General features: G+C 69.9%; 6 protein-coding genes. 4 read left to right on the forward strand and 2 right to left on the reverse strand.

The features are described 5' to 3' along the window. Nucleotides 1-146: 146 nt before the first annotated feature. Entirely contained in the window at nt 147-6,797 is a 6,651-nt protein-coding gene (locus ABZY13_RS32720) for a type I polyketide synthase (RefSeq protein WP_356637306.1), read from the reverse strand. A gap of 702 nt (nt 6,798-7,499) precedes the next feature. Here ABZY13_RS32720 and ABZY13_RS32725 point away from each other — a divergent pair. Beyond that, entirely contained in the window at nt 7,500-8,981 is a 1,482-nt protein-coding gene (locus ABZY13_RS32725; RefSeq protein ID WP_356637308.1) for an NAD(P)-binding domain-containing protein, read from the forward strand. 52 nt (nt 8,982-9,033) lie between these two features. Here ABZY13_RS32725 and ABZY13_RS32730 read toward each other — a convergent pair whose 3' ends face one another. Further along, nucleotides 9,034-9,819, reverse strand: a complete 786-nt coding sequence (locus tag ABZY13_RS32730) for an SDR family NAD(P)-dependent oxidoreductase (protein ID WP_356637310.1) — start codon at nt 9,817-9,819, stop codon at nt 9,034-9,036. A 79-nt stretch (nt 9,820-9,898) separates the two neighbouring features. Between ABZY13_RS32730 and ABZY13_RS32735 the strand changes: the two genes are divergently transcribed. The 3 genes from ABZY13_RS32735 to ABZY13_RS32745 all read left to right on the forward strand — a co-directional run. Next, complete coding sequence (locus tag ABZY13_RS32735) at nt 9,899-10,252, forward strand: metalloregulator ArsR/SmtB family transcription factor (RefSeq protein WP_356637312.1); 354 nt, start codon at nt 9,899-9,901, stop codon at nt 10,250-10,252. 545 nt (nt 10,253-10,797) lie between these two features. After that, a complete protein-coding gene (locus ABZY13_RS32740) occupies nt 10,798-11,073 on the forward strand; it encodes a DUF5988 family protein (protein ID WP_356637314.1) in 276 nt (91 codons plus the stop codon). Between the two features lie 106 nt (nt 11,074-11,179). Beyond that, nucleotides 11,180-11,328, forward strand: a 149-nt coding sequence (locus ABZY13_RS32745) for a methylmalonyl-CoA mutase family protein (protein ID WP_356637316.1), incomplete at its 3' end; no start/stop codon positions are given.

Raw genomic sequence — 11,328 nt, forward strand, 5'->3', positions numbered from 1 at the left:
GAGCCGGTTGAGCGGCCGGTTGGGGTTGACGCGTTCGGGGCGCAGTCCCATCACCACGGCGACCTCCTGCCTGAGGAAGTCCAGCAGCTCGCCGCCGATGCGAATGTCGGTGGTCTTCATGAAGTCGGTCCTCGTCACTCGCTCGGTCAGGCCGAGGCGTCTGCGGCGTTCAGTTCGGCGGCCAGGGCCTGTGCGACGGTGGTGATGGTGCCGTCCTTGAGGAGCTGGACCATGGGCAGCTTGATCTGGTAGCGGCGTTCGATGCGGTTGCGCAGTTCGACGGCCATGAGGGAGTCCATGCCGAGCCGGTTGAGCGGCCGGTTGGGGTTGACGCGTTCGGGGCGCAGTCCCATCACCACGGCGACCTCCTGCCTGAGGAAGTCCAGCAGCTCGCCGCCGGGCGCCGACTGCGCGGAAACCGGGGCCTGCGGCGCGGGCCGGGCTGTGGTCACCGGTGCGGGGACGGTTGCAGGGGCCACCGGTGCCGGAATCGGCGCGGGCGTGGCCGGGCGCGGAACCGCAGGCTCGGCGATCTGAGACGGAGTGACAGGTTCGACGTCCCGCTCCTCACCGGTCGGTGCATGGTGCCTCGGCCGGTCGCCGCTGATCAGGTGCTGCAGCAGCGGAGCTGTCGCGGCACCCGGGTAGGCGCGGGCCCAGGCGGGCCAGTCGGCCGGCAGTACCGCGGTGTGCACCCGGCCTTCGGCCAGGATCCTACCCAGCAGCGTCAATCCGTCGGCCGGGCTAAAGGAGCTCATGCCCTGCGGCAGCAGCGTGCGCTCTTCCTGCTGCTCCTTGCGGGCCACCATGCCGACGCTGTCCCAGAATCCCCAGTTGACGACGGTGGCAGGCAGGCCCTGGGCATGCCGGTGGTGTGCCAGCGCGTCGAGGAAGGCGTTTCCGGCCGCGTACCCGCCCAGCATGGGGGAGCTGAGCAGGGCGGAGCCGGAGGAGAACAGTACGAACGCCTCCACCGATTCCTCACGCAGCAGCCGGTGCAGGTTCCACGCACCGGAGACCTTGGCCGCCAGGACTCGGTCCATCTCGGCGCCGCTCATGTCGCTCAGCGGGGTGTAATCGATGACCCCGGCTGCGTGGAAGACGCCGCGAACGGGCGGTCGGCCGGCGCGGCGCCGGGACTCGAGCATGGCCCGCATGGCCTGAGTGTCGGCCACATCCACGGCCTGGTACGTCACGTGCACGCCGCGCTCGCGCAGCTGCCTGAGTACGGCGACGGCGGCGGCCTGCGGGTGATCCTCGTCCAGTGGCGCGTCATTTGCCGGCAGTGTGCTGCGGCCGGTGAGCAGAAGGTGTTGGGCTCCTTGGTCGGCCAGCCACAGTGCCAGCTGGCCACCGATGCCGCCCGCACCACCGGTGATCAGGTACGTGCCGTCGGCGTGCACCGTCACAGCCCGGCCGCGCGGACCGGTTGCCGCAGTGGGCTGGCCGAACGACATGACGATCTTGCCGGTGTGGCGGGCCTGGGCCATCAGGCGGAAGGCTTCCGCGGCCTTCTCGGCCGGGTACACCGTGTGCGGCAGTGCCTCCAAAGCACCCGTGTCGACCAGGGCGGCGACAGCCCGCAGCACCCCTCCGGCGCGCTCGGGAGCATGCTGGATCATGTGTACGACGTCGATGGCGTGGAAGGACAGGTTGCGGGAGAAGGCGCCCAGCGGTAGCGAGTTGTTGTCGAGGATGTCGCGCTTGCTGAGCTCCAGGTAGTGCCCGTACGGGGCCATCAGCGACAGATTCGCTTCGATGGCTTCACCGGCCAGGGTGTTGCAGATGACGTCGAAGCCTTCCTCGCCGACGGCCGGTCTGAAGGCCTTGGCGAAGGCGAGGCTGCGGGAATCGGCCACCTGCTCGACACCGAGCTCGGTCAGCAGCTCACGCTTGGCGTCACTGCCAGCGGTGGCGAAGACACGGGCTCCCTTCCAGCGTGCGACGTTCAGCGCGGCCCGGCCGGTGCCGCCGGTGGCGGTGTGGATGAGGATCTTCTGGCCGCGTTCCAGGCGGGCCATGTCGTTCAGCGCGTGGTAGGCGGTGAGGTACGCGGCAGGCAGCGTCGCGGCCTCAGCCGAGGTCAGTCTGGTCGGTTTGGGCGCGGTGAGGCAGGCGCGGGTGACGACTTCGGAGGCCAGCGAACCTTCGGCGAAGGCAATGACCTCATCGCCCACCGCGACGTCGCCGACGGCGCGGCCGATCTCACTGACCGTGCCGACGCACTCCCAGCCCATGACCGGCGGCTTGTCGTCCTGCCCGGGGTACATGCCCAGACTCAGCAGCACATCGCGGTAGTTGACGCCGGCGTGGCTGACGCGGATACGGACCTCGTCAGAGGCCAGGGCACGCGAGGGGGTCTCGATCAGCTGCAGGTCGTCGATGACGCCGGGCGAGGGCAGCGACAGGGCCTGCGGCAAGCGGGTGGCGGCCGACGGGCGCAGACGGGCTGCCAGGCGCCTTCCTTCTCGCAGCGCCATCTGGTCCTCCAAGTCCGCCTCCTGCAGCAGCTGCACCAAGGCGGAAACGCTGGCCGCGGACCGGTCGAGGTCGACCATGCGCGGGGACAGCGCGGGGGTCTCGGCCGCCAACGTGCGGCCCAGTCCCCACAACACGGCCTGAAGGGGATGGCGTACTCGCTCCGCCGTACCGGTGGCCTGGGCGAGCTGGGTGATCAGCCACAGCGGCGGGTGGCCGAGCGGTTCCTTCTCCAGGGCCCGTGCCAGGTACAAGACGCTGTGCGCGGCCAGCAGCTGGGCCCGGCGGATTTCGGCGGGCGTGGCGTCCAGGCCGACCTGGGCGTCCAGTGCCCACAGATGGATGATGCCGCGGCAGGATCCGTAGCGGGCGGTATCGCCCAGGACCTCTCGGAAGTGTTCTTCCTGCGAGGGGTCGATGCGATAGCGGTCGCCGCCTCCGGCAAGGCGGCCCGCACCAGCGGTGACGGCCACAACGCGCTGCCCGCGGCCGGTCAGCTCCCGCACCAGCGTGCGCCCGGTCGGACCGCTGTCGGTCAGCACCAGCCAGAAACCGTCCCGATCGGTGGCGGCTGTGACGGGAGCGGGCAGGGGGGCGTCTTCCCAGGCGAGAGTGTGCAGCCAGGTGTCGAGGTCGCTGCTTGCGGCGGAGGCCGGCGTGTCGGTCGTACGGGGTGGCGTCACGGCGTCCTCGGGGCGGGGGTTGAGCAGGGCGGGGGCGTGGCCCGCCAGGTACTGCAGGCGCAGGCCGCGCATCTGGGCGATCAGGCAGCCGTCGTCACCGCGGATGTCGATGTCGGCGACGAAGGAGTCCTCGCGCGGGGACGGCTGCAGCCTGGCGTGGCTGAACAGTGAGGCGGGCGGCTGCTGGTAGAAGCGGACCTCGTCGATGCCGCCGAGGACGAAGACGCCTTCCTCGCCGGGAGCCGTCAGCGGGCGGGCCGCGGCCATGGCGTGGCCGCTGGCGTCCAGGAGCGCCGGATGGAAGTGGTGGAGTGCAAGGCTGTCCGCGAGCGCGGCCGGGCAGGTCAGCTGGGCGAGGACTTCGCCGTCGGTGCGCCACAGTTCGGTGATGCCTTGGAAGGTGCCGTTCCACTGGTTTCCGCGGGCTGCGTTCCAGGGGTAGAAGTCGCCGGCGGCCTGGTGCTGCGGCAGGCGGGCGCGGATCGACTGGAGCGGTTCGTCGGGTTGGGGAGTGCCGCCGGTCAGGGCGCGGGCGGTGGCTTCGGTGTGCAGGATCCAGTCACTGGTGTCGGCGTCTTGGCTGTGGACACGGCAGTGCAGTGAGCCGTCCGCGCGTGGGGTGAGGGTGACCTGGACCTCGGGTGTGGGCCCGTCCTCGTCCAGGAAGAGAGCGCGGTGGTAGTGCACGTTGCTCACCGACAGCGCCCCGGAGCCCAGTTCGGTGCGGGCGGCGGCGGCGATCAGTTCCAGATGGGCCGTGCCGGGCAGGATGATCGTGTCCTGAATGCAGTGGTCGCGCAGGTAGGGGTTGTCTGCCAGGCGCAGAGGACCCTGCCAGATGCGAGTGGTGCCTTCGCCGCGGACTGGCCGGCCCAGTAGCGGATGCGCGGGCGGCTGGGACGGTTCGGGTTCGGCGGTCACCGCAGCGGCGGGTGCTGCCGGGGCGTTGGTACGGCTGATCCAGTGGCGGGTGTGCTGCCACTGGTAGGACGGCAGGGGTACGTAGCGGCCTCCTGCGGTCAGTGTGCCGAGGTCGAGGCCGGCGCCGGCCGTGTGCAGTGCCGCGGCCGAGGCGAGCAGGGCGCTGCGTTCGTCGGAGTGGCGGCGCAGACTGCCGACCGCGGTGGTGTCCGCGCCGGTGGCCATGCGGCTGGTCTCGCGGATTCCGGACACGAGCAACGGGTGAGGGCTGACTTCGACGAAGACCGTGTCGCCCAGGCCGAGCTGACCGCGGACCGCTCCGACGAAGTCGACCGGCTGGCGGATGTTGCGAACCCAGTAGTCGGCGTTCATTGCGGAGCCGTCGATCACTTCGTTGAGCAGGGTGGAGTGGAGCGGGATGCGGCCCGCTCGCGGGGTGAGGTGGGACAGCTCGGTGAGCAGGTCCTCGCGCAGGGCATCCATCTGCGGGCAGTGCGAGGCGAAGTCGACGTTGACTCGGCGATTGTCGACGCCGCGGGCGTCGAGGGAGGCCAGCACTTCGTCCAGGGCGTCGCTGTCGCCGGACAGCAGGGTGGAGGTGGGGCTGTTGATGGCAGCCACCGCCACCGTGTCCTCGTGACCGGCCAGTGCGGCTGTGGCCTCGTCGGCGGGCAGGGCGACCCAGGCCATGGTGCCGCGTCCAGAGAGGCGTTTGGCCAGCCGACTGCGGCGGCAGATGACTGCGGCGGCATCGGAGAGCGACAACGCGCCGGAGATGTAGGCGGCGGCGGACTCGCCCATGCTGTGCCCGATGACCACGTCCGGCTCGATACCCCAGGAACGCCACAGCTCGGCCAGGGCGATCTCCATGGCCCACAGGGTGGGCTGGATGACGTCGAGCTGCTTGAGCCGCTCCTCGTCCGCAGAGCGCAGCAGTTCGATGACCGACCAGCCGGTCTCGGTCTTGATGGCGACGTCGCAGACCTGTATGGCCTGGCGGAAGACCGGTTCGCTCTCCAGGAGTTCGCGGCCCATGCCCGGCCACTGCGAGCCCTGGCCGGGGAAGACGAACGCGATCCTCGGCACCGCTTCGGGGTCGGTGTAGTCGCTGAAGGACAGGCCGGGTTCGTTCTCCCCGTCGGCGAAGCCCCGCAAGGCGGCAGCGGCCTCGGCGTGGCTGTCGACGGGCAGTGCGAGCCGGGCGTCGTGACAGGTGCGGCGCAGCGCCGAGGAGTGGGCGATGTCGCGCAGGGAGTGCTGGGCGCCGGGACCTTCGAGGTGGTCGGCCATAGCGCGGGCGGCGTCGGTGAGAGCTTCGGGCGTGAGGGCGGACAGCACCAGCAGCTCGCTGCGGTCCGCTTGCGGCTGCGCATCCGGGGCGGGAGCGGCCGGCTCGGGGGCGGCTTCGAGGACGAGGTGGGCGTTGGTGCCGGAGAAGCCGAAGCTGGACACCCCGGCGATGGCGGGCCGGTCCCGCTCGGGTATCGGTGTGGCCTGGGTGGGAACGGTGAGCGGCAGGTTGTCCCAGTCGACGGCCGGGTTGGGGTTTTTCAGGTGCAGGTTCGGGGGGACCGTCTTGTTCTCCAGGCACAGCACGGCCTTGATGAGTCCGGCAATGCCGGCAGCAGCCTCTGTGTGGCCGATGTTGGTCTTCACCGAGCCGACCAGGCAGCGCCGGTCGGGCGGGCGGTGTCCGACGATGTCGGCCAGGGCCTGTAGTTCGACCGGGTCACCGACGCTGGTTCCGGTGCCGTGGGCCTCGATGTAGTCGATGTCGGCCGGGTCCACGCCCGCGTTGGCGTAGGCGCGGCGCAGTACGCCTAGCTGGCCCTCGACGGCGGGGGTGACCAGGTAGCCGCTGCTCTGGCCGTCGTTGCCGACGGCGGAGCCGCGGATGACGGCCCGGATGCGGTCACCGTCGGCCAGGGCGGCCGACAGCGGCTTGAGGATCACCGCACCGATGCCGTCGCTGCGCACGAAGCCGTCACCGGAGGCGTCGGCGAATTTGCAGCGGCCGTCGGAGGCGAGCATGCCGGCGCCGGAGTAGACGACGCCCTCCTCCGGCAGCAGGATGAGGTTGACGCCGCCGGCGATCGCCAGGGGGCACTCGCCGAGCCGGATCGCCTGCACGGCGTTGTGGACGGCCACAAGCGCGGCGGAGCAGGCGGTGTCGACGGTGAAGCTGGGGCCGCGCAGGTCAAAGGCGTAGGACAGGCGGCCGGAGGTGATGGCGCGGGAGGCCGCGCCCGTCATGGCGTAGAGGTCGAGCTGATCGCGGTCGTCGTACTGCAGATGCCAGTAGTCACCGCCTAGTTGGCCGATGAACACGCCTGTGTCGGTGCCGGCGATGCGGGAGAGGGGCTGGCCCGCGTCCTCGAGGGCTTCGTAGGCGACTTCCAGCAGCAGCCGCTGCTGGGGGTCCATGCGGTCGGCCTCGCGAGGGGAGATGCCGAAGAATTCCGCGTCGAAGGCGTCGATGTCGCGGAGCAGGCCGCCCCACCGGCTCACCGTGCGGCCGGGTGTGCGGGGTGTGGGGTCGTAGACGGCGTCTATGTCGTAGCGCTCGGGCGGGATGTCCGTGATGGCGTCGCGGCCCTGGAGCAGCATGTCCCAGAGCTGTTCAGGGCTGGTGGCGTCGGCGAACCGTCCGGCCATGCCGATGATGGCGATCGGTTCACTGGCGGTCTCAGCCGCGCGGGTGGAGTCGTGAGGCATGAATGTCCTTCCGGGCATGGCGAAGCCGTTCACTGGTGAAGCAGCACGGAAGGAACCGCGGCATGGGCGCGGCGGACCGGCAGCAGGCCGGCCCGGTGGCGGGCGCACACGCCGAGGGCAAAGGCGGGAGTGGGACGGGAAGGGCCGACTCCGCTGGCTGAGAGCGGTCATGTGCGGGGCGAGCGCACTGGCCGTTCGCGGGCCGGGTGCGGCTATCGGCACAGCCGCTGGTCCCCGATGTCGCCGTGGCACTGTGGGCGGGTGGCCCTGTGCCGTCACCCCCGTTGTTTCGACATGTATCGAGATTGACCCGACGTGCGGCGTCCGCGCAACGCGGCGCGGAGTGACGCTCGTCACAACCCGCGAAGGTGTGGCCTCTGGTTGACATTCATCGAAGTAAGGGCAAGGCTGGAATCTTGATTCGTTATTTATCTATACAGGCGGTCGTGATGCACTCGCTCCCGCGTCGCCGTCTGAGCCGCCACGACAGGAGCCGATCCTGATGAGTGATCCCGTCGGCCCCGCCGGTGCCGAGCAGACCAGCCCCTGCTGTGCCGCGATCGCCGAATTACGGCGGCGGGCAGAGCAGCGCACCACGCAGCGCACAGAGGCGGACGGCGCCGAAGGCCTCGGTACGTCCTCGCCCGATCCCACGCGAGATGCCTGACTGCCGCCCCGCCCTTCGTGAAAGGACACCGCACCGTGGTTGACCTCAGCCCCGACCGCCTTCCTGTCGCCGTGATCGGCGCCGGCCCCGTCGGCCTGGCTGCCGCAGCGCACCTGGCCGAACGCAGCGTCCACTTCGTCGTCCTGGAAGCCGGCGATGCCGCGGCCACAGCCGTTCGAGCCTGGTCCCACATCCAGCTCTTCAGCCCCTGGGAGTTCAACACCGACCCCGCCGCCCGCCGCCTGCTCGCGGTCGCCGGATGGGACGAGCCCGACGCCTCCGCCCTGCCCACCGGCGGAGACCTCGTGAAGCAGTACCTCCAGCCGCTGGCCGAGCTGCCCGTGCTGGCCCCCCACATCCGGTACGGTGCCGACGTCACCGCCATCAGCCGTCTGGGCATCGACCGCCTGCGTACCGCCGGCCGTGAAACGGCTCCCTTCGTCCTGCGCCTGGCCGACGGTGAGGAACTGCTCGCCCGCGCCGTCATCGACGCCTCCGGCACCTGGCGCCAACCCAACCACGTCGGAGCCAACGGCCTGCCTGCCCACGGGGAGCAGGAAGCCTCCGCCTGGATCAACCACGGGCTGCCCGACGTCTTCGGAGCCGACCGCGACCAGCACGCCGGCCGCCACACCGTCGTCGTCGGCGCCGGCCACTCGGCGGCCAACACCCTGCTGGCCCTGGCCGAACTGGCCGACACCGCGCCGGGCACCACCATCACCTGGGCCATCCGTGGCGCCGACCCGGCCGCATCCTTCGGCGGTGGCAGCGACGACGAGCTGCCCGCCCGCGGTGCCATCGGCTCCGGCCTGAAAATGCTCGTGGACACTGGCCGCGTGACCCTCGCCGCCAACTTCCGTACCCACACCATCCGTCCCCTGGGCGACAACCCCGCCCACGACCAGGTCGAACTGATCTCCCGAGGACCGGACGGCACCGAGCACGTCCTCACCGCCGACCGGATCGTCGCAGCCACCGGCTTCCGGCCCGACTACCGCATCGCCGACGAGCTCCGCCTGGAACTCGACCCGATCATGTCCGCACCCCGCGCCCTCGCCCCGCTCATCGACCCCAACCAGCACTCGTGCGGCACCGTCACCCCGCACGGCTACCGCGAACTCGCCCATCCCGAACCTGGCTACTACGCCGTCGGCATGAAGAGCTACGGTCGCGCCCCGACCTTCCTCATGCTCACCGGCTACGAGCAGGTCCGCTCCATCGCCGCTGCCCTCGCCGGCGACATGGAAGCCGCCCAGTCGGTCGAACTGCAACTGCCCGAGACCGGGGTCTGCTCGGTGACCGCCGGCGGAGAAGCACTCGCCCTGCGTCTGGGCCTGACCAAGGACCAGCACGAGCAGCTCCTTCACGTCACGGCCAAGCACCTGGGCACCTCAGCCACCGCCTCGGACGCCGTGCTGTCCGCTGCCACGGAACTGGGCATCGACCACACTGCGGCTCTGCAGCTCGCCGCCTACGCCGCGGAGATGTTCGACCAGCCCGGCGCACCCGGCTGCTGAGCACCGACAACGTGGTTGCCCTCCCGGTCCGGAAGGGCAACCACGTTCGGTGTCAGGGGGTGCGGTGCACCTTGTGCTGCGCCGCCTGGGCCCTGGGCCGCACCACCAGAAGGTCGATGTTCACATGCGGCGGCCGGGTCACCGCCCATGTCACCACGTCGGCGACGTCCTCGGCGACCAGCGGATCGGGGACGCCTGCGTACACGGAGGCGGCCCTGTTCAGGTCCCCGCGGTAGCGGTTGAGGGAGAACTCCTCGGTGTGCACCATCCCCGGCGCGATCTCGATCACCCGCAGCGGCTCCCCGCACACCTCCAGACGCAGTGTCTCGGCCAGCACATGGGCACCGTGCTTGGCGGCGCTGTAGCCGCCGCCACCCTCGTAGCAGGTGAACGAGGCTGTTGAGGAGAGGACGACCACCACCCCGTCACCCGAGGCCTTGAGGCTCGGCAGCAGCGCCTGGGTCATGTGCAGTGCGCCGACGACGTTCACCTCGTACATCGACCGCCAGTCGCCGGGATCGGCGTTCTCGATGTGCTCCGTCCCATAGGCGCCGCCGGCGTTGTTGACCAGCACGTCACACGCCGGCAGCTGCTCGGCGAATGCGAGGACCGCATCCCGGTCGGTCACGTCCAGGGGGGAGATCCGGGCGTCTCCGCCGTCGTTCCTGATCTCCTTCGCGACCGACTCCAGGCGCTCGGCCCGGCGTGCGGTCAGGACGACCTCGAAACCGTTACGAGCCAGTGCTCGTGCGGTTGCCGCTCCGATCCCACTGCTGGCTCCTGTGACGACGGCCGTCCTCACGGGCCCCTCCGTATCGGCGGTGCGCACGTCTGTCATAGCTCCCCCAGTTAATGATTAGATAGACATCTAATCAAGCGATCTTGGCAGGAGGTGGAACCAGTGTCAACATAGATGCATGTCGAAGCTAGCGCAGTTGGCGGCCGCCGCCTCCGCCCCGCCTTGCTGTCCCTCTCTCACGGACCGTGAGCTGACCGATGAGGAAGCGGAAGTCACCGCCGCCATGTTCAAGGCGCTGGGAGACCCGGTCAGGCTGCGCCTGTTCTCCAAAGTCGCCTCCCACCCCGACCGGGAAGCCTGCGTGTGCGACATCGCCGATGTCGGAGTCTCCCAGCCCACGGTCAGCCACCACCTGAAGAAGCTCCGCGAAGCGGGCCTGCTGCTGTCCGAGCGGCGCGGCACCTGGGTCTACTACCGGGTTGCTCCCGCAGTCATTTCCGCGCTGTCCGGATTCCTCACCGCCCGCGACTGAGGTGCGCCCCGGTGCTGTCGAGCTCGGCGCTCCGGCTGAGTCGCGCCGCGCCGCATAGGGCCCGAGATGTGCCCCCGCTACTGCTGCTGAGCCGCGCCCGTTGGCGCGCGCTCGGGACGCGGTGGTACGGGCCGGCTGCCGGGCAGTCCGCCCGTGAGGTGCTTGGCGTGCCTTGATTCTCCTTCTTCGGCTCGGCCGACCAGGCGGCGCTCTGCGCCTGCCCTTGTTCATGGTGGCGCTTTGATGTCACTCGAACACTATGCGTGTATCGACCGCTCGGGATTCGGCCTCTTTGAGTTCCGAGGAGCGGTTGACATCTGCCGTAGATCGACGCCAAGCTGAGTCTTGATTCGGCAACGGTCGATATAGCAAAGCTGTGACGGCTGCTTCCTGTGGCGTTTTCCACGGCCGTCGCGTCACCTGGCGCACCGATGCGCACGGGACCTCCGCACCACCGATCACTCGGCACGCCGCCACTCTGGCCGCGTCTCCCCACCTTTGTCGGTTCGCCTGTTCACAGCGCCCCTGCGTGAGAGGACTCGCACATGACCAGCACCATCCTCACCACTGCTCAGGCTCATCCCAACCACATCTTGCGGAGTGACGGCAGCTGCCCTGCGGAGCCCAACATCTTCCTGGCAGGCGGGAAGGGCATCCCTGAGAACCTGCGGATGCACCGGGTCGAACACTTCACGGACCGGGTGAAGTTCCACGTCGAGAACCGCTACGAGCATTTCGAGGCAACCACCGAAGTACGGCACGTTGACGGTCGTTCCCTGCGCGTCTACAGCTGGATATACCGGACCTACATAGCCGAGTAGGCGGTTCATCACGTCACAGGCGTGGCGGCCCCGCGGCCAGGGGCCCCTACGGCTGGCCCTGCCAGCCTCCATCCCTACCTGCCGCCCCACGAAAGGCCTTCTCACCATGGCGCGTGAGTCGGGCAGTGCCCGATCTACCGAGAGTGGTCTTCCCATCGAGCCGGTGTACGGGCCGGACGCCCTGGAGGGCTGGGACCCCGCCGAGAAGCTGGGGGAGCCGGGCGCGTACCCCTTCACCCGCGGCGTCTACCCGAC

The sequence above is a fragment of the Streptomyces sp. NPDC006610 genome (assembly GCF_040611575.1).
Taxonomy (GTDB): Bacteria; Actinomycetota; Actinomycetes; order Streptomycetales; family Streptomycetaceae; genus Streptomyces.

Coding starts and splice junctions, on each gene's coding strand:
- ABZY13_RS32720 (WP_356637306.1), bottom strand. CDS start 6,797: ATGCCTCACGACTCCACCCGCGCGGCTGAGACCGCCAGTGAACCGATC.
- ABZY13_RS32730 (WP_356637310.1), bottom strand. CDS start 9,819: ATGACAGACGTGCGCACCGCCGATACGGAGGGGCCCGTGAGGACGGCC.
- ABZY13_RS32735 (WP_356637312.1), top strand. CDS start 9,899: ATGTCGAAGCTAGCGCAGTTGGCGGCCGCCGCCTCCGCCCCGCCTTGC.
- ABZY13_RS32740 (WP_356637314.1), top strand. CDS start 10,798: ATGACCAGCACCATCCTCACCACTGCTCAGGCTCATCCCAACCACATC.